We start from the raw sequence: 16648 nt of genomic DNA on the forward strand, positions 1-16648 counted from the left end.
CGCGGCCACGGCGATCACGGGCCTCGGTGTGTTCAGCGCGCGGATGAAGGCGGAGCGCGACGCCGAGGCCGCCCGCGCCCAGAGCATCGTGGCGATGATCGAGCAGATTGCGCGGCCGGGCACCACGCACGCCTTCCTCGCGCCGGCGGAGGGCGGACCGGTGGTCGCCGCCGTCATGGCGGACGCATCCGGGCAGCAGGTCCTGCCCGTCGACCTGCCCGCCAACGGTACGGACCGGGTCTACGTCCTTTGGGGACTCCCGGCGCAGGGAACCCCGGCCCCGCTCGGCACGTTCGACGTCCGTGGAGGCGCGGCCGGCACGCAGTCGGTAGGGTCGTCCGCCGACGGCGCCGGATATGCGCAGTTCGCGATCTCGATCGAACCGGGTCGGGTCGCGCCGGCCTCGCCGTCCCAGGTCGTGGCGAGCGGGCGGGCGGAGATCTGAGCAGCACGGAGCAGACCTCGCGGGGCGAGCAGGAGAACGAGCGCGGCCGGTTCGACGACGTCAAGGACCGGCTGCGGGCGTTTCGCGCGCGCATCGACGAGCGTCCGACGGTCCGCCGCACCTACCGCGTCGCCATCGGGGTGCTCGGCACGCTCGTGCTGGCGGCCGGCATCGTCGCGATCCCGTACCCAGGACCGGGCTGGGCGATCGTGTTCGTGGGGCTCGCCATCCTCGCCTCCGAGTTCGCCTGGGCCAAGCGGGTCCTCACCTTCGCGAAGGGCAAGTACGACGCGTGGACCGACTGGCTCGGTCGGCAGAACCTGTTCGTGAAGCTCCTCGTCCTCGCCGCGACCGGCGTGATCGTCGTCGCCACCCTGTGGCTGCTGAATGCGTTCTGGCTGGTCGCGGGCTGGGTGGGGCTGCAGGAGTGGACCTGGTTGCAGAGCCCGATCCTGGGGTGATGTAGGGTTCCACCCGTGACGGCGGGCGATTAGCTCAGGGGGAGAGCGCTTCGTTCACACCGAAGAGGTCACTGGTTCGATCCCAGTATCGCCCACCTGCCGAAGGCCCTGGTCAGGGCTCCGAAACGGAGTCCGAGACCAGGGCCTTCGTCGTTCCCCGGGCGGGAAAGGCATCAGAAAGGCATCACGAGCTCCGCGAGGCATCATCGTCCGGGCCGTCGTCGAGCGCCCGAAGGATGCAGTCGGAGTTGTTCGTCCGGCGCGGTGCCCCGCCGACCTCGTTGGGGAAGAGGAGGCCGCCCGCCGCCAGTACGCCCGCCAGCTCGCGGCAGGGGTCTTGCGCACGCCGGCCATCAGGCGGCCTGCCCGTCGAGCCAGGCGTGGAAGCGGCGGCGGGAGATCAGCCAGCGCCGCCCGACGCGCTGGGCAGGGATGACCCCCCTCGCGTACGCGCCGATCCGCGATCCCCCGCGAGATGCTGAGCAGCACCGCGACCTCCTCGACCGTGTACGTCAGACGGGCGGAGTCGATGATCGTGCTCTTGCGGCGGCTCACGGTGTCCTCCTGGTCCTGCGTTCGTCCCGGATGCGTTCGGCGTGCGAAAGGGCGAGTTCGCGGTCGGCTTCGGTGTGGTGGCCGATGCCGACGAGGTGCCAGTCGTTGACGACGAGAGGGTTCGTCGGCGGGGTGGCCGAGCTGGTCGAGCTGTTCGGCGAGCCGCCAGGCCCGACGCTTCCCGCGGATGGTGCGGAACGTCGTCGAGTACGCCCGGCTCTTGGTGAGGAAATGGCGCGGAAGCCGAGCATGTGCGCCCATTTGCGCAGGTTGAGCTCCGCGTACTGCGTGACCTAGGTGCCAGGCGGTCTCGATCAGCCGCCGGTGGTGCGTGGCGAGGGCCATGCGCTCGAGGTGGGCCAGCGAGCGGATGGGCCGGTCGGGGTGGTCGTCGGTCTTGCCGGTGCCCTTGGTGGCGTACTTGGCGATGTAGCCGGCGAGCCGGGTGTCGGTGATCTCGCCGTCGTCGTCGGTGACGGCCTCGTGCGCGGTGGGGGTGATCTCACGAAGGTCGAGCTGGGCGCCCCACCGCAGGCGCAACGTTGTCCCGTCGGGCCGTTCGACGTCGAGGGCGGTCGCGGTCGTGGCTTCCTGGATGGCGTCGCGGAGGCGCTCGCCGTCGAGGCCGGCCGGTGGCGGGTCGGCGGGCCCGTCCGGGCCGTCGGGGCCGTCGAGGCGGATGGCGGCGTGGAAGTGGACGAGGCCGCGGCGTTGGTACTCGGCGACCTTGGCGTAGGACAGGCGGGCGAGCCGTGCGAAGCGGCGTCCGGAGACGCCGAGGCGGGCGGCGAGGGCACGGCGGAGGGCGATGGTGAAGCGCTGTCAGAGTTTCCCGGCGTGGGCCTGCCAGAGCACCGCGGCCTGGTCGAAAGATCAAAAGAGCGCGCACACCTAGGCTTCGTGATCAACAGGGCCAGACCGGGCACCAGTCCATGGTCGGCATCACGGCGTCTCAGCCGTGGTGCGGGACGACGAGGACGGGTCTGTGTTGGTGGGCGATGAGTCCGTGCGAGACCGAGCGTTCCAGGATGCGGTCGACGACTTTGCCGGGGCCTTCACCGCGCGAGCCCACGATGATCATCAGGGCGTCGGTCTCTTCGGCGACCGCGGTGAGTAGCTCGACGGGATCGCCGCGCCAGGCGTGGTAGCTCCAGCCGGTGTCGCAGTCGGCGAGGGCGGCGGCGACCTGCTGGTGCTGCGCGTCGAGGGCGCGTCGGGCTTGTTGTTCCCAGTCGGCGGCGTCGGGGTCGATCGGATAGTCGGACAGGTCGATGCCGTGGACGACGTGCAGCTGTGCTTGCAGGCGGCGGGCCAGGTCCGCGGCGACCGTCAGCGCGACGACGCTGCGGGGATGGTGGTCGTGGCCGAGGACCAGGTGGGCGTGCGGGGCCTGGCTCGGGGTTGCGGTGTGTCGGACCCGGCGGGCGTGGGTGGGTCGTGCCTGCTCGGTCATGACTGTGGTCCTTCCGAGGGGTTCATAGTGCGTGTCCCAGGGCCCAGCCGGCCGTGGCGGCAGCGATCCCGACAGCGACGCTGCCCACGACGTTGGTCACCCCGATCAGCCGGTGACGGCCCTCGAGCAGAGCGAAGGTCTCGTAGCTGAAGGTGCTGTAGGTGGTCAGCGCTCCACAGAACCCGGTGCCGGCCAGGGCCGTTGTAGGCAGGTCGGCCACGGCCGCGACCACCCCGAGGGTCAGCGACCCCACGACGTTGACCGCGAACGTGCCCCACGGGAACAGCCCCGGGACCCAACGTTTGATCGTGCGGTCGGTCAGGAACCGCAGCGGCGCGCCGACCATCGCGCCGAGCGCCACGAGCAGCACGGTCATGGCTGGCCCCCCTCCTCGACTGTTCCTTCAGCGGCGTCGGGACCGGAGCGGGCCGGGTGAGGGTGAGTGGTGCCGGTCGCGGTCGCGCGCGTGGCTGCGACCCCGCCGGTTGCGGCCAGAACGGCGAGCACGGGGGTGGCGACGAGGTAGCCGATGGCCGGTGCCCACCGTCCGTTGTTCGCGAGGGTGATGACGTCGACGGTGTAGGTGGAGAAGGTGGTGTAGCCGCCGAGGAAGCCGACGCCGAGCAGTGGGCGGGTCAGCGGGTGGGCGTCGACCAGCTCGGTGATCACCACCGTGAGCACGCCGATCAGGAAGCAGCCGCTGGTGTTGATCAGCAGGGTGGCCCACGGCCACTGCGACGGGCTGTGGGGCAGGGCCAGACCCAGGCCGTAGCGTGCCTCGGCACCGACGACTCCTCCGACTGCCACCGCCGCGACAAGGGCGGGTAGTCCCGGCTCGGGCCAGCGACGGTCCGGCTCGTCCGCGGCGAGGTCCGGATCGATGTCGGCTGGGGGCTGCTCCCGCTCGGAGCCGTCATCGGGATCCGTTCGTGCCATGTCACGACCTCCGAATCCGCGAAGCGCGGTGGTCCAGCTCGGGCTGCGCGTTGCTCAGCGACGGTTGGCTTGCGACCCGTACTGCCACGGGACCCAGCAGGCCAGGAGCACGATGACGCCGATCGTGATCGCAGCCGGGGTGGATGTGAGCGCACCCCACACGATCATCAGTAGCCCCAGGACGAACAGGACCTGGCCGATCAGCACGCCTGCGTGGGAGTGACGTCGTCGGGGCCGAGGTGCCGGCTCGGCCGGTTGGGACAGCTGGGCGGCCAGGTCGGGGTCCTCCCGGGCGAGTTGCTGTCCGAGTGCGGTCAGGTCTCGTCGTTGCCGCCGTGTCAGCCTCATCTGGATCCCTCCCCCGTGCCGGCAGCGATCTGTTCGGCGTCCCCTTCGCGACGGCGTCCTGCGTGCAGCACCGATCGGCAGGCTGGCGTACATCGAGCCGGCGAGGCGAGGTGGGCGGGTGCCACGAAGGGGCGGCCAGGATCGACGCGGCCAGGGGGCCGCCGAAAACGGCACTGGCGGCGCCAGGCCGGCAGTGGGCGGCTCTCGCGTCGCGTCGATGTGAGAAGTGACGATGTCCGGGCCGGCTCATGACGCACTCCTACCTAGATCAGGTAGGGGCCATCAGCCCGTCAGTGGGCGGTTTAGGGCGGGCTCCATCGCCGTGCAACAGCGTAGTCCGGTCGGGCGTGGAGGACCAGATCCGGCACGCGCGAGCAGCAGCGATGCTCGGCCGGAGCCGGGGGTCGAGGTCGTCGGTTGCGATCACCACGCGGTGCGTGCGCGCGCTCCGCGTCTCGGTCGGGCGTCGGCTTGAGGAGTGGACGGCGAGATCGCGGGCTGCCCGCCGCCACGCGAGCGCTGATCGGCCCGTTCCCAGCCCACAGGCTATGAGCCGAGGGCGGGCCCGATCATCTGTGCTCCGGTGATCCCTCCACGAAATGAGCTGACACATCGTGTCGGCGCGATGGTGCGCCGCGAACCCGTCGGCGGGGGCCTGCTGCTGCTGGCGACCGTCGCTGCACTGGTTTGGGCGAACACTCCCGCCGCTCCGTTCTACTCCGCGCTGCGCGGCACCACCGTCGGTCCCTCGGCGCTGCACGTGCGCCTGTCCGTGGGCCGGCGGACCGCCGACGGGCTGCTCGCGATCTTCTTCGTCGTCGGCCTGGAGCCCAAACACGAGTTCGTGCTCGGGGCCCTGCGCGACCCGCGTCGCGCCCTGGTCCGATCGCCGCGGCCGTCGGCGGGGGCGAGACGGATCGCGTCGAGACAAGGCTGACCTCACCCACAGGTGCCGGCGGGCGGATCAGCGACTGCGGTGTGGCCCGGCGGGCGCCTGGCCTCACAATCCGAGAAGGAAGAGAATCCCGGCGGCGACGAGGCCGATCTCGACGAGCAGGACGAAGACGCGGTCGCTGATCCTGCCGACGACCTTCTTGCCCACCCAGGCGCCGAGCAGGGTCGCCGGGGTCAGCGCGACCCCGAAGATCAGGACTTGGCCGGTGAGAAGGTCGCCGACGCCGTAGGTGGCGATCTTGGTGATGTGCATGGTGAGGGAACTGGCGGCCTCGGTGCCGATGTAGGCGGCACGGGTCAGACCGAGGGCGAGGAAGAACGGGGCGGTGAGCGGCCCGACCGAGCCCAGCAGCGCGGAGCCGAGCCCGGACACGGCGCCGACCACGGCAAAGGAACGTTGCGCGGGCGCGCGGGGCGCGCGGCGTAGGTGTCGCCAGACGACCACGCCGATCAGGAAGGCCCCGAGGATGCGTTTCAGCGGCGCAAGTGGGGCGTGGGCGAGCAGCAGCCCACCGGCGACCGCGAAGGGCACCGCGCCGAGGGCGAACCAACCGATCAGGCGCCACCGCAGGTCCCGGCGATTGAGCCACACCCGAGCGCCGTTGGACGAGAGCTGGGTGAGGGTCAGCACCGGGACAGCGACCCGCAGCCCGAACAAGGCGGTGAACACCGGCAGCAGCAAGACACCACCGCCGAACCCGGCGACCTCCGAGAGCAGCGCGAGCCCGAAGGACGCCAGCGACGCGGCCAGGAGCGTGGGGAGCACGGCGGTCACGCCCTACAGCGTGTCAGCGTCACGCGGCACAGCCGCGCTAACCAGGGACGAGCCATCAGCTAAGAGGGCCCAGCTGCATCAGTCATGGATTCGCAGGAGTTGAGACGGTGGGGTCAGTGGCGCGCCGGCGTTCGAGGAAGACGGTGTCGCGCCAGACGCCGTGGTGTTGGCCGATGCGTTCGCGCAGGCCCAGGGTGCGGTAGCCGGCGGACTGGTGCAGGGCGATCGAGGCGCGGTTCTCGGGGAAGATCGCGGTCTGCAGGGTCCACAGCCCGGCCTCGTCGGCGGCGGTGACCTGCTTGTGGATCAGTGCCTTGCCGACGCCCCGGCCGCGCAGGCCCTCGGCGACGTAGATCGAGGACTCGGCCACCCCGGCGTAGACCGGGCGCGCGGAGACCGGGGCGAGGGCGGTCCAGCCGACGACCTGGCCGTCGAGTTCGGCGACCCAGCGGTGCTCGGGCAGCCATTTGCGGTCGAGCTCGCGCCGCTCGGGGACCTCGGTCTCGAAGGTGGCGTCGCCGGTGGCGATGCCCTCGGCGTAGATCCGCCGCACCACGGACCAGTCCCTGGGCTGCATCGAGCGGACGGTGACGTCGACGGGCAAGTCGGTGGGGCAGCACGGGCGCGGCCCGAGCATGCCCATCACCGCGTCCGCGGCGTGCGGCAGGCCGGTGCAGCAGGCCGGGTTGACCGACACCAGGGTGGCGGTCTTCTCCTTGCGCATCGCCACGAACCCGACGTCAGCGAGTTTGCGCAGGTGATGGCTGCAGGTGGACTGGGAGATCCCGAGCTGCTCGGTCAGCTCCCCGACCGTGATCTCGTGCCCGGCGACGGCGATCGCGTGCAGCAGGCGCACCCGGGTGGGCTCGGCGAGGCAGGCGAACCAGTCGGCGTAGGTGGCCGCGTCGTGCGGGGACAGCTGCGTCGCGGCCGGGTTCGACACGTCCGACAGCGGCAGCACCAGGCCCGGGGTCGCCGGGGCCGTGGGGGACACGCTCGCGCTCATGACACCAGAGTATCGACCCACATCGATGGTTGCGTCAATCGACGTCCATCGATACAGTCCGGCGCCAAGCATCGAAGCGTGTCGATGGAGGGATGTCGTGAGCGAGTCAGGACAGTCAGGACAGTCAGCACAGGCGGCACAGGCAGCGGCGGCAGGGCTGCCGGTGGTCGTGGTCGGTGCGGGGCCGGCGGGTCTGGCCGCAGCCGCGCACCTGGTCGAGCGGGGGCTGACTCCGCTGGTCCTGGAAGCCGGGGAGCGGGCCGGGGCGAGTGTGCGGCAGTGGCACCACGTGCGGCTGTTCTCCCGGTGGGCGGAGCTGGTCGACCCGGCGGGGGAGAAGCTGCTCGCCCCGACCGGGTGGCAGGCCCCGGACGCGGCCTCCTACCCGACCGGCCGGGAGTGGGCGGAGCGCTACCTGCAGCCCCTCGCGGACGTGCTCGGCGAGGCGGTGCGCTACCGCTCCCGGGTGGTCGGGGTCGCGCGGCGCGGGCGGGACCTGGTTGTCGACGCCGGCCGGGAGGGCGAGCCGCTGACCGTGCACGTCGAGACCCCGCACGGCGAGCAGCGGATCACCGCCGGTGCGGTGATCGACGCGTCCGGGACCTGGCAGAGCCCGAACCCGCTCGGCGGTGACGGGCTGCCAGCCGTGGGGGAGCGGGCGGCCGGCGAGCGGATCGCCTACCAGGTGCCGGACCTGACCGACCCGGGGGTGCGGGCGCGCTATGCGGGCCAGCGGGTCGCGGTAGCCGGTAGCGGGCACTCGGCGCTGACCGCGCTGGTGGCGTTCGCCGAGCTGGCCGAGGCCGAGCCCGGCACCCACGTGACGTGGCTGCTGCGGCGCGGGCAGCTCGGCAACACCTTCGGCGGTGGGGACACCGACCAGCTGCCCGCCCGCGGGGCGCTGGGTAAGCGGGCCGCCGCCGCGGCCCAGGCCGGGCACATCAGCACCGTGACCGGGTTCCGCACCACCGCCATCGAGCAGAAGGCAGGCGGGCTGGTGCTGGTCGGCGAGGGCGGCCGCCGCCTCGACCCGGTCGCCGAGGTCGTCGTGCTGACCGGGTTCCGCCCGGACCTGTCCTGGCTGTCGGAGGTCCGGCTCGACCTGGACCCGACCCTGCAGTCGCCGCGGGCACTGGCGCCGCTGATCGACCCGAATGTGCACTCCTGCGGCACCGTGTACCCGCACGGGGCCCGCGAGCTCGCTCAGCCCGAGCCGGGGGTGTTCCTGGTCGGGATGAAGAGCTACGGACGCGCTCCGACCTTCCTCGCGCTGACCGGTTACGAGCAGGTCCGCTCCGTCGTCGCCGCGCTCGCCGGGGACCACGAGGCTGCCGAGCGGGTGGAGCTGGTGCTGCCCGAGACCGGGGTGTGCGGCGGCGCCGGTGTGTTCGACGATCCCGACGCCGCCACGGGCGGTAGCGACGGCGGCTGCTGCGGCGCGCCGAGCGGGTCGGTCGAGGTCGCCCTCGGAGCGCGCTGACTGTCGAAAATGATGGTCGACGTGGGGGTGGCCGCCCGACCGTCCTGATGAGGGCGGGGCGGTCGGCAGGGGCGAGGAGGAGCAACGGTGCCGAACTCGGACACGCACCCGGACGGGCTGGCCCAGAACCTGAGCACCGGGGGATTGCGCAGGGTGCTGGTCGTGCTGTGCGTGACCCAGATCGTCAGCTGGGGCGTGCTCTACTACGCGTTCCCCGTCCTGGCCCCGTCCATCGCCGCGGACACCGGCTGGTCGGTGTCGACGATCACCGCCGGGTTCTCCACCGGCCTGGTGGTCTCGGCCCTGATGGGGATCCCGGCCGGGCGCTGGCTGGACCGGATCGGGCCCCGTCCGGTGATGACCGCCGGCTCGATCCTGGGCGTGCCCGCGGTGGTGGGGATCGCGCTCGCGCCAACCCTGCCGCTGTTCTTCACCGCCTGGGTGCTGGCCGGGGTCGCGATGGCCGGCACCCTCTATCCGCCCGCGTTCGCCGCCCTGACCCGCTGGTGGGGGCCGCGGCGGGTGCGCGCGCTGACCGCGCTGACCCTGCTGGCCGGGCTGGCCAGCACGATCTTCGCGCCGTTGACCGCGGCGCTGCTCGGCGCGCTGGGCTGGCGGCACACCTACCTCGCCCTCGCCGTCATCCTGGCCGTGATCACCATCCCGGCGCACCTGTTCGGGCTGCGCGGCCCGTGGCCCGACCCCGATCACACCGAACACCACGGCGCCGAGCACGCCCCGCGCGACGTCGTGCGCAGCCGGGCGTTCCTGCTGCTGGTGCCCGCGATCGCGCTGGGCACGTTCGCCGCGTTCGCGGTCGTGGTCAACCAGGTCCCTTTGCTCATCGAGCGCGGCCTGTCGACCTCGGATGCGGCTTGGGCGCTCGGGCTCGGTGGGCTCGGCCAGGTCCTGGGCCGGCTCGGCTACGGCCGCCTCACCACCGCGCTGTCGGTGCGGATGCGCGCAGTGGTGATCCTCGCGCTGTCCGCCGCGGCCACCCTGCTGCTCGGGCTGCTGCCCGGGCCCGAGGTCCTGCTCATCGCCGTGGCGATGCTCGCCGGGGCCGCCCGCGGCGTGTTCACCCTGCTGCAGGCCACCGCGATCAGCGACCGCTGGGGCGCGGCCCACTACGGACGCCTCAACGGGCTGCTCTCGGCCCCCTCGATGATCGCCACCGCCCTCGCCCCTTGGGCGGGTGCCGCGATCGCCGTCGCCCTCGGCGGCTACCCCGGCGTGTTCGTCCTGCTCGCCGCGATCGCCGCCCTGGCCGCACTCCTCGCCAGCGGCACCGTCCCCCGCCGCAACAGCTCGGCCCCATCCGTGCCCCGACACCCCGACGTCTCGTCCACCAGGCCGCACTCCGCGGCCGGCCCGGACGAGGTGGATCAACGCTGATCCCGACCAGGAGGTGCCGCCATGTCCCAGAACCCCAGCACCACATCCGTCGGCACGCCCGACCTCGCATCCGACCCGGCCTTGCGTGAGCGCGTCCGGGAGCACTACGCCGCCGCCGCGCGTCGCTCCGCCGGAGGCGAGCCGCACCAGGCCCGACGGGGCGAGGCGACGAGCTGCGGCACTGGCACCTGCGGCGCCACCGCCACGGATGCGGTGTTCGGGGGTGGGCTCTACGGCGACGAGGCAGCCGGGGCTCCCGCCACGGCGGTCTCCGCGTCGCTGGGCTGCGGGGTGCCGACCGCCGTCGCCGAGCTCCACCCGGGGGAGACCGTGCTCGACCTCGGCTCCGGCGCCGGCACCGACGTCCTGATCGCCGCGAGCCGGGTGGGCCCCGAGGGCCGGGTGATCGGGATGGACATGACCCCGGAGATGCTCGACCTCGCCCGCCGCAACGCCGCGCAGGCCGGCGCCGAGAACGTGGAGTTCGTCGAGGGCTACCTCGAGCAGATCCCGCTGCCCGACAGCTCCGTCGACGTCGTCCTCTCCAACTGCGTGATCAACCTCGCCGCCGACAAGACCGTCGTGCTCGCCGAAGCCGCCCGCGTGCTGCGCCCGGGAGGACGCTTCGCCGTCTCCGACGTCATCGCCGACCCCGACATCGACCAGACCACCCGCGACGACCCGCAACAGTGGACCGGATGCATCGCCGGCGCCCTGACCCGCGACGACTTCACCCACGCCCTGCACGCGGCGGGGTTCGTCGACGTCGAAATCACCGAGACCCACCGGGTCCACCCGCACGCCGCGTCCGCGATCGTGCGCGCCCGCACTCCCGACGGTGCCCGATGAAGGCTCCGGCGACGCCACGCGCATTCAGCTCGGCTGGGCTCCGGGAGCCTGAGAACGGCGGAGTGCCGGTGGCAACGCTGCTGGCCTGCGTCGCCTGCTGCCTCGTGCGCTTCCTCGGGCCCCTGGTCCTGCTCGCCGCGGCCGCCGTCGCCACCGCCATGACCGGGCTGCGCGTCGTGACCGCGATCCTGCTGGCCGCCGCGGTGGCCCTGTGGCTCGCCCTGAACTGGCGCACCCGCCGCGACGCCCCTCACCGCTGCACCGGCCGCGCTTGCTTCTGCGACTGACGACGAAGCGGCTGGGCCAGCCTCACACGGCGACTTCGACGAGCGTCGAAGTTCACGCACTGTTCACTTGCCCCATCGATTCGACGTTCTTCAAGATAGACGGGTGTCGAAACCGCTCCCGCTGCTGGTGTGCTCCACGGCCGCCAACCAAGCAGTCACCGCCGAGGAGGCCGTCGAGCTGGCAGCCGCGTTCAAGGCCCTCGGCGACCCGGTCCGGCTGCGGCTGCTCTCGCTGATCGCGGCCCACGAGGGCGGGGAAGCCTGCGTGTGCGACATCAGCGGCGCGTTCGAGCTGACCGGACCGACGATCAGTCATCACCTCAAGGTCCTGCGCACGGCCGGGCTGGTGACCAGCGAACGCCGCGGCACCTGGGTCTACTACCGCGCCCGCCCCGACGTCATCGCCCGGCTCGCCGACGTCCTGGTTCCTCTCGGCACGCCCCTGGCCAGTACCTGCGCCCCCGACGACAGTGAACTGCCCGCATGAGCGCCACCCCCGACAGCGCCCGCGACACCGACACCACCACCGACCCGGCCGAGGCCCCGGTCGCCAAGCGGCTCTCGACCCTGGACCGGCTCCTGCCGGTGTGGATCCTCGCCGCGATGGCCCTGGGCCTTCTCGGCGGCCGCACCATCCCCGGCCTCGGCCCGGCCTTGAACGCCATCGCCATCGACGGCATCTCCCTGCCCATCGCCCTCGGCTTGCTGATCATGATGTACCCGGTGTTGGCCAAGGTCCGCTACGACCGCCTCGGCACCGTCACCGGCGACCGTCGACTGCTGATCACCTCACTGGTGCTCAACTGGGTCCTCGGCCCGGCGCTGATGTTCGCCCTGGCCTGGCTGCTGCTGCCCGACCTGCCCGAGTACCGCACCGGCCTGATCATCGTCGGGCTCGCCCGCTGCATCGCCATGGTCATCATCTGGAACGACCTCGCCTGCGGCGACCGCGAAGCCGCCGCCGTCCTCGTCGCGATCAACTCGATCTTCCAGGTCATCGCCTTCGCCGGGCTCGGCTGGTTCTACCTCTCGGTCCTGCCCGGCTGGCTCGGCCTGCCGCAGACCGACCTCGACGTCTCCGCCTGGCAGATCGCCAAGTCCGTCCTGATCTTCCTCGGCATCCCGCTGGTCGCCGGCTACCTCACCCGCCGCTTCGGGGAGAAGGCCAAGGGTCGCAAGTGGTACGAGGAGAAGCTCATCCCGCGGATCGGCCCGTTCGCGCTCTACGGGCTGCTGTTCACCATCGTCATCCTGTTCGCCCTGCAGGGCGACGCGATCACCTCCCGGCCGCTGGACGTCGCCCGGATCGCGTTGCCGCTGCTGGCCTACTTCGCGATCATGTGGTTCGGCTCCCTCGCCTTGGCCAAGGCCGTCGGCCTGAACTACGAGCGCTCCGCGACCATGGCGTTCACCGCGGCCGGCAACAACTTCGAGCTCGCCATCGCCGTGGCCATCGCGACCTTCGGCGTCACCTCCGGCCAGGCCCTCGCCGGAGTCGTCGGCCCGCTGATCGAGGTCCCCGTCCTCGTCGCCCTCGTCTACGTCTCCCTCGCCGCCCGCCGACGCTGGACCCGCAACCGCCAGGAGACCACGTCATGACAGTTCCCGAAGTCCTGTTCGTCTGCGTCCACAACGCCGGCCGCTCGCAGATGGCTGCCGCCCTGCTCCAGCACCACGCGCAGGGAGCCGTCGCCGTCCGCTCGGCTGGCTCCGCCCCGGCCGACACGATCAACCCAGCCGTCCGCGAGGTGATGGCCGAGATCGGCATCGACATCGCCCACGAGGTGCCGAAGAAGCTCACCACTGACGCCGTTCAGGCGTCCGATGTCGTGATCACCATGGGCTGCGGGGACACCTGCCCCGTCTTCCCCGGCAAGCGCTACCTCGACTGGGAGCTCACCGACCCAGCCGGCAAGTCGGCCGAGGAGATCCGTCCCATCCGCGACGAGATCGACCGGCGCGTGCGCGACCTGCTCGCAGAACTGACGGCCGAGCCCGCCACCCGGTAACGGACCCGCACTGAACCCGCTGGTAGCTCACCGGCTGCGCCCATCAAACCCACGATCCCCACCGGTAGAGGTGTGATGTGCACCACTTCCTTTGCGCATTGGATCACATTATTGTGCTCTGTTGCGGAAGTGGATCTCGATGGCGTTCGTGAAGCTCTTGCTGCCTTCCCCGACACCCTGCTCGTCGAAGCCACCGGCGACATCTACGCCATCTACGACCCCGACGACGACTATGCGCAGCGGCCACGTCACGGATGGGCCACCGTCGTCACGTCCAACGCCAATGACTCGGCGTCCGACCTGGACCGCCCGGGGGTGTACCGACTGAATATCGGGCTTCCGCGGGACCGCTTCCACGAACTGCTCGACCCGAGGGCCGAGCACGACATGAAAGCCATTGACATCCTCCTGCCGCACCCGATCTACGGCGGGCAGAACTGGGTTTGCGTTCTGAACCCCGACCGGACATGGCCTTTGGCGCAGCAGCTGCTCGTCGAGGCGCACGCGTTCGCAGTCCGCAAGCACAACAACGCTGCACGACGCCGAAGCCAGCATCGATAAGGCAACCCGCCAGACCTGCCCTCGCCGCGGGCAGGTCTCCGGGATGGCGCGGTGCGGCATCGGACGTCACCGGGCGCCGCTCAAGATCCGCGTTCACACCGAAGAGGTCCCTGGTTCGGTCCCGGTATCGCTCACCCGAATGCCCTTGTCGGGGCTCCGAACAGAGCCAGGATCAGGGCCTTCAGCTTGTTCGCCGGCCTCTGACCCGACCGGAGCGCCGACCACCCGGGGTGGACTCAGCGGCGGTGCGGGCCGCGCCGGGCCCGAGGGCGCCGGGAGGCATTCTTCTTCGAGGGGCGGGTCTCCCCGGGGTTCCCTCTCGGCGGAGGGGTGCGCGAGCTGTTGACCGTGCGCCCGCGGACGATCCCGATGAGCTCCTCCATGAGGTCGGTGTTCTCCGCGTCCGGCCAGGTGAGGACGACGCTCGACCCCGGGGCGTCGGCCAGCGGTCGGTAGGTGAGGTCCCGGCGGTGGTGGAGGCGGGCCAGCGACTGGGGGAGGACCAGCAGGCCGACGCCCGCGGCGACGAGCTCGACGGCCTCGGCCGTCGTGGCGGGCTCGAACGCCGCGGCGCGTCCCGGCCGGTCCTCGGGCCAGGCGAGGGTGTCGTCCTGCGGCCGGAGGACGATCTCGTCGGCCAGGTCCGCGACCGTGAGCTCCTCGGCCGCGGTGAGCAGGTGCTCCTTCGGGACCACGGTCACGATGGTCTCGGTGTAGAGCGGGATCGCGTGCAGCCCGGTCCGGTCGATCGGCAGCCGGACGAGTCCGGCGTCGACGGCGCCGGTCCGGACCAGCTCCACCGCCTCGTCCGTGGTCGCCATGACCAGCTGCAGGGGGACCTGGGGACGGCGCTCGGCCCACATCCGCGCCCACTTGCCCGGCGTGACGCCCGGGACGTAGCCGAGCCGGAAGGACGCGGTGTCGTCGGGCTCGGTCACCGGCCCAGGCTATCGGCCGGTACGGCCCCGATAATCTGGGTGTATGACGCGGCAGAGGTCGACCCAGACGATGAAGCCCGCGACGGCGGCGAAGAAGCTCGGCGTGCTCCTCGACGCGACGCCCGCCGAGTTCCGGGACGGTGTCGTCTCGCGCGACGAGCTCGACGCCCTGCAGGCCGATCCGCCCGAGTGGTTGCGCGAGCTGCGGCGCGACGGCCCGCACCCCCGCCAGGTCGTCGCGGACCGACTGGGGGTGTCGATCTCCGGGCTGGCTCGGGCCGAGATCACCGAGCCGCTGACCACCGCCCAGATCGCGGCCTTGAAGGAGGAGCAGCCGGAGTGGTTGCGCCGTGAGCGCAGCACCCGGGCCGAGGCCCAGCGCGCGGAGGCCCGACTGCAGGCCGAGCGGTCCGGGAGGCCACGCGGCGACCGGGCCGGGGGATGAGGGGTCCTGGCGGTCTCGCCTTCCTCGTGCGGAAGCCCGCTCCTGGTGTGCCGCTGGGCCGGTGGGGTGGGGGCCGGATGCCGGGGGCCGGGCGCGCGACTCTTCCGTAGGAGGCTGTCGACCATCGCCGAGCCGGGTCCAAGCGCACGGCTCGGCGTCCCGGCGCTGGTCGGACCGGCGAGGGAGGTGTCGGGGGTCAGCGCGTGCTCGAGCTCCCGCCTCCGGGTCATCGGCCGCTTCAGCGGCTCGTCCTGCTCCGACCGCGGTCGACCGCGCCGACGATGACCTTGACGGCGAGGCCGAGGACGACGAGGTCGGTGATCATCTGACCGGTGACCAGGTTACGGGCCGGTTGGGTGCGGGCGGTGATGTCACCGAACCCGACGGTGCTGAACACGGTGACCGTGAAGTACAGGCCGTCGGTGTGGGTCAGCGGCCCGCCGAAGCTGTCGGCGGACAGCCCGGCCAGGACGACGTAGGTGGCGGCGAACAGCAGCAGGAAGAACGGCACACTCGTGGCCAGCGCCTCCACGGCGCGCAGCATCGGGAACGGCGACCGGATGATCCAGCGGACCTGAACGGCGACCAGGGCGACGAATCCCGCCAGCCCGATCAGCAGCATGGTCAGCGCCGCCGGGACCGAGCAGTGATTCAGGGGCAACACGTAGTACAGCGTCACCAGTGCGACGACCGACGCGGTCACCCGCAGGATCGTCCAGGCGATCCGGCCCGAGGAGGGTCGGGCCTCCGCCGGCCCTCGGGCCGGCGTGCCGTCGGGGCCGGTCACGATGCCCACCACAGTGTCGTCGCCCGCATCCTGCGTCTCCCCGCGGAGGTCACCCGACCTCGCGCTCAGCCCGCATCCGGGACACGACCTCGTGGCGCGCGACCCCTTCGCCGATCGTCACCGGGCGACGCGAGCCCGGTCAGGGCCGAAAGCCTCCGGAGCCGGGTGGCCTTCGTTCCGCCCGCGGTGCACGCGGGGCTAGTCGAGGCCGGGTAACGGGATGCCGACGCCGTGCTCGACGGGCGAGACGGGGCTGAGCATGCGCACGACGGTTCCCGAGGTCCCGGGGGTGAACCAGCCGGCACCGGGCAGGCCCGAGGCGGGAGGGCTCGTCCCGTGCCGGTCCTGCGCACCGAGGTGTGCCATGCGCCGCCCCGACTGCGCATCGAAGGAGGTCGTCGACGGGCGGACCGAGACCTCGTCCATCAGCTCCTCGATCAGCTCCAGCCCGATACCGAGAGGGGTGCGCCCCTCGACCGGGCGCCACGAGCCGCGGTCCGCCACCGTCAGCGAGACACGCCTGCCCCGTGGCTCGCCGACCAGCTCCGCGTCGGCCCACACCAGCCCCACCACCTGCGCGTACGCGTGCAGGACGACGTTCGACACGGCCTCGTCCGCCGCCGCCACGATCTCGGAGGCCGGCCCCGCCGCGTAGCCGACCGAACGCAGCCACTGGGTGAGGGAGGCGCGCATCGGGTAGAGGACCTTCTGGAGCGCCGGCCCTGTCATCTGCCATCGCGTCGACGAGATGGTCAGCTCGGTCGGCGGCTCGAAGAGCCACGATCCGTCCGGAGCCGCGGGCTCCTCGTTCGCTTCGAACATGCGGGCGGCTCCGTGGTTGCTGGGGGCTCAACAACGCTCTGTGCGGACAGACGCGCCGCTCCGGTACCCGGCTCTTGCCGAGGCAAACATCGGGCGAGCGAGCGGTTCCCGGACGTGACGGGGCGCAATCGGGGATCACATC

At 71.9% G+C, this 16648-nt stretch carries 22 protein-coding genes, 1 tRNA gene and 1 riboswitch; of the genes, 13 read left to right on the top strand and 10 right to left on the bottom strand.

What is annotated here, in order from left to right; genetic code table 11:
• From LWC35_RS15940 to LWC35_RS15950, 3 genes are all read left to right on the top strand, one after another.
• On the top strand, positions 1 to 445 hold a 445-nt coding region (locus LWC35_RS15940), incomplete at its 5' end, for an anti-sigma factor (RefSeq protein WP_232870913.1).
• A gap of 92 nt (positions 446 to 537) precedes the next feature.
• Positions 538 to 906 carry a TIGR02611 family protein gene (locus tag LWC35_RS15945; RefSeq protein WP_308194564.1) on the top strand — a complete coding sequence of 123 codons (369 nt, stop codon included), beginning with the start codon at positions 538 to 540 and terminating at the stop codon, positions 904 to 906.
• A 23-nt stretch (positions 907 to 929) separates the two neighbouring features.
• Positions 930 to 1001 (top strand) — tRNA-Val (locus tag LWC35_RS15950).
• On the opposite strand, the gene LWC35_RS40950 is transcribed toward LWC35_RS15950, so the two are convergent.
• From LWC35_RS40950 to LWC35_RS15975, 5 genes are all read right to left on the bottom strand, one after another.
• Positions 961 to 2271, bottom strand: a complete 1311-nt coding sequence (locus LWC35_RS40950) for a replication initiator (RefSeq protein ID WP_372463059.1) — start codon at positions 2269 to 2271, stop codon at positions 961 to 963. The two genes, LWC35_RS15950 and LWC35_RS40950, sit on opposite strands and share 41 nt — an antisense overlap.
• Positions 2272 to 2413: 142 nt before the next feature.
• Positions 2414 to 2914, bottom strand: coding sequence for a universal stress protein (locus tag LWC35_RS15960; RefSeq protein ID WP_232870916.1), 501 nt, complete (start codon positions 2912 to 2914; stop codon positions 2414 to 2416).
• A 22-nt stretch (positions 2915 to 2936) separates the two neighbouring features.
• A complete protein-coding gene (locus LWC35_RS15965) occupies positions 2937 to 3290 on the bottom strand; it encodes a fluoride efflux transporter FluC (protein ID WP_232870917.1) in 354 nt (117 codons plus the stop codon).
• Positions 3287 to 3850, bottom strand: coding sequence for a fluoride efflux transporter CrcB (gene crcB, locus LWC35_RS15970; RefSeq protein ID WP_232870918.1), 564 nt, complete (start codon positions 3848 to 3850; stop codon positions 3287 to 3289). The genes LWC35_RS15965 and crcB overlap by 4 nt, the downstream gene beginning before the upstream one ends.
• Before the next feature lie 54 nt (positions 3851 to 3904).
• A complete protein-coding gene (locus LWC35_RS15975) occupies positions 3905 to 4198 on the bottom strand; it encodes a DUF3040 domain-containing protein (protein WP_232870919.1) in 294 nt (97 codons plus the stop codon).
• 266 nt (positions 4199 to 4464) lie between these two features.
• Positions 4465 to 4529: riboswitch (Fluoride riboswitch) on the bottom strand.
• 294 nt (positions 4530 to 4823) lie between these two features.
• Between LWC35_RS15975 and LWC35_RS15980 the strand changes: the two genes are divergently transcribed.
• Positions 4824 to 5135 (top strand): Na+/H+ antiporter NhaA, encoded by a 312-nt coding sequence (locus LWC35_RS15980; protein ID WP_232870920.1) that lies wholly within the window; start codon positions 4824 to 4826, stop codon positions 5133 to 5135.
• 63 nt (positions 5136 to 5198) lie between these two features.
• On the opposite strand, the gene LWC35_RS15985 is transcribed toward LWC35_RS15980, so the two are convergent.
• On the bottom strand, positions 5199 to 5927 hold the full coding sequence (locus tag LWC35_RS15985) for a sulfite exporter TauE/SafE family protein (RefSeq protein WP_232870921.1): 729 nt from the start codon (positions 5925 to 5927) through the stop codon (positions 5199 to 5201).
• A gap of 82 nt (positions 5928 to 6009) precedes the next feature.
• A complete protein-coding gene (locus LWC35_RS15990) occupies positions 6010 to 6933 on the bottom strand; it encodes a helix-turn-helix domain-containing GNAT family N-acetyltransferase (RefSeq protein WP_232870922.1) in 924 nt (307 codons plus the stop codon).
• A 157-nt stretch (positions 6934 to 7090) separates the two neighbouring features.
• Here LWC35_RS15990 and LWC35_RS15995 point away from each other — a divergent pair, with 157 nt between their 5' ends.
• The 8 genes from LWC35_RS15995 (at position 7091) to LWC35_RS16030 (ending at position 13514) form a co-directional block, all read left to right on the top strand.
• Complete coding sequence (locus tag LWC35_RS15995; protein ID WP_232871024.1) at positions 7091 to 8413, top strand: FAD-dependent oxidoreductase; 1323 nt, start codon at positions 7091 to 7093, stop codon at positions 8411 to 8413.
• Between the two features lie 87 nt (positions 8414 to 8500).
• Positions 8501 to 9808 carry an MFS transporter gene (locus tag LWC35_RS16000; protein ID WP_232870923.1) on the top strand — a complete coding sequence of 436 codons (1308 nt, stop codon included), beginning with the start codon at positions 8501 to 8503 and terminating at the stop codon, positions 9806 to 9808.
• A 21-nt stretch (positions 9809 to 9829) separates the two neighbouring features.
• Positions 9830 to 10657, top strand: a complete 828-nt coding sequence (gene arsM / locus LWC35_RS16005; protein ID WP_232870924.1) for an arsenite methyltransferase — start codon at positions 9830 to 9832, stop codon at positions 10655 to 10657.
• Between the two features lie 68 nt (positions 10658 to 10725).
• Entirely contained in the window at positions 10726 to 10944 is a 219-nt protein-coding gene (locus LWC35_RS16010) for a hypothetical protein (RefSeq protein ID WP_232870925.1), read from the top strand.
• 103 nt (positions 10945 to 11047) lie between these two features.
• Complete coding sequence (locus LWC35_RS16015) at positions 11048 to 11431, top strand: ArsR/SmtB family transcription factor (protein WP_232870926.1); 384 nt, start codon at positions 11048 to 11050, stop codon at positions 11429 to 11431.
• Positions 11428 to 12543, top strand: coding sequence for an ACR3 family arsenite efflux transporter (arsB, locus tag LWC35_RS16020; RefSeq protein ID WP_269804240.1), 1116 nt, complete (start codon positions 11428 to 11430; stop codon positions 12541 to 12543). The genes LWC35_RS16015 and arsB overlap by 4 nt, the downstream gene beginning before the upstream one ends.
• On the top strand, positions 12540 to 12953 hold the full coding sequence (locus LWC35_RS16025; protein WP_232870927.1) for an arsenate reductase ArsC: 414 nt from the start codon (positions 12540 to 12542) through the stop codon (positions 12951 to 12953). Before arsB ends, LWC35_RS16025 begins: the two co-directional genes overlap by 4 nt.
• Before the next feature lie 75 nt (positions 12954 to 13028).
• Entirely contained in the window at positions 13029 to 13514 is a 486-nt protein-coding gene (locus LWC35_RS16030) for a DUF6194 family protein (protein WP_232870928.1), read from the top strand.
• 236 nt (positions 13515 to 13750) lie between these two features.
• Here LWC35_RS16030 and LWC35_RS16035 read toward each other — a convergent pair whose 3' ends face one another.
• Entirely contained in the window at positions 13751 to 14452 is a 702-nt protein-coding gene (locus tag LWC35_RS16035; protein ID WP_232870929.1) for a LysR family substrate-binding domain-containing protein, read from the bottom strand.
• 43 nt (positions 14453 to 14495) lie between these two features.
• On the opposite strand from LWC35_RS16035, the gene LWC35_RS16040 reads away from it, so the two are divergent.
• Entirely contained in the window at positions 14496 to 14897 is a 402-nt protein-coding gene (locus tag LWC35_RS16040) for a DUF5997 family protein (RefSeq protein ID WP_232870930.1), read from the top strand.
• A 238-nt stretch (positions 14898 to 15135) separates the two neighbouring features.
• Here the strand turns inward: LWC35_RS16040 and LWC35_RS40285 are convergent, their stop codons facing one another.
• Both LWC35_RS40285 and LWC35_RS16050 read right to left on the bottom strand, forming a co-directional pair.
• Positions 15136 to 15684: a potassium channel family protein gene (locus LWC35_RS40285; protein ID WP_232870931.1), complete on the bottom strand. Its 549-nt coding sequence runs from the start codon at positions 15682 to 15684 to the stop codon at positions 15136 to 15138.
• A 198-nt stretch (positions 15685 to 15882) separates the two neighbouring features.
• Complete coding sequence (locus tag LWC35_RS16050; RefSeq protein WP_232870932.1) at positions 15883 to 16506, bottom strand: ATP-binding protein; 624 nt, start codon at positions 16504 to 16506, stop codon at positions 15883 to 15885.
• Positions 16507 to 16648: the final 142 nt, after the last annotated feature.

The sequence above is a fragment of the Pseudonocardia kujensis genome (assembly GCF_021283305.1).
In the GTDB taxonomy this organism is placed as follows: Bacteria; Actinomycetota; Actinomycetes; order Mycobacteriales; family Pseudonocardiaceae; genus Pseudonocardia; species Pseudonocardia kujensis.

Coding starts and splice junctions, on each gene's coding strand:
- LWC35_RS15960 (WP_232870916.1), bottom strand. CDS start 2,914: ATGACCGAGCAGGCACGACCCACCCACGCCCGCCGGGTCCGACACACC.
- LWC35_RS15980 (WP_232870920.1), top strand. CDS start 4,824: ATGGTGCGCCGCGAACCCGTCGGCGGGGGCCTGCTGCTGCTGGCGACC.
- LWC35_RS15975 (WP_232870919.1), bottom strand. CDS start 4,198: ATGAGGCTGACACGGCGGCAACGACGAGACCTGACCGCACTCGGACAG.
- LWC35_RS16050 (WP_232870932.1), bottom strand. CDS start 16,506: ATGTTCGAAGCGAACGAGGAGCCCGCGGCTCCGGACGGATCGTGGCTC.
- LWC35_RS16030 (WP_232870928.1), top strand. CDS start 13,029: ATGTGCACCACTTCCTTTGCGCATTGGATCACATTATTGTGCTCTGTT.
- arsM (WP_232870924.1), top strand. CDS start 9,830: ATGTCCCAGAACCCCAGCACCACATCCGTCGGCACGCCCGACCTCGCA.
- LWC35_RS16040 (WP_232870930.1), top strand. CDS start 14,496: ATGACGCGGCAGAGGTCGACCCAGACGATGAAGCCCGCGACGGCGGCG.
- arsB (WP_269804240.1), top strand. CDS start 11,428: ATGAGCGCCACCCCCGACAGCGCCCGCGACACCGACACCACCACCGAC.
- LWC35_RS15990 (WP_232870922.1), bottom strand. CDS start 6,933: ATGAGCGCGAGCGTGTCCCCCACGGCCCCGGCGACCCCGGGCCTGGTG.
- crcB (WP_232870918.1), bottom strand. CDS start 3,850: ATGGCACGAACGGATCCCGATGACGGCTCCGAGCGGGAGCAGCCCCCA.
- LWC35_RS16025 (WP_232870927.1), top strand. CDS start 12,540: ATGACAGTTCCCGAAGTCCTGTTCGTCTGCGTCCACAACGCCGGCCGC.
- LWC35_RS15965 (WP_232870917.1), bottom strand. CDS start 3,290: ATGACCGTGCTGCTCGTGGCGCTCGGCGCGATGGTCGGCGCGCCGCTG.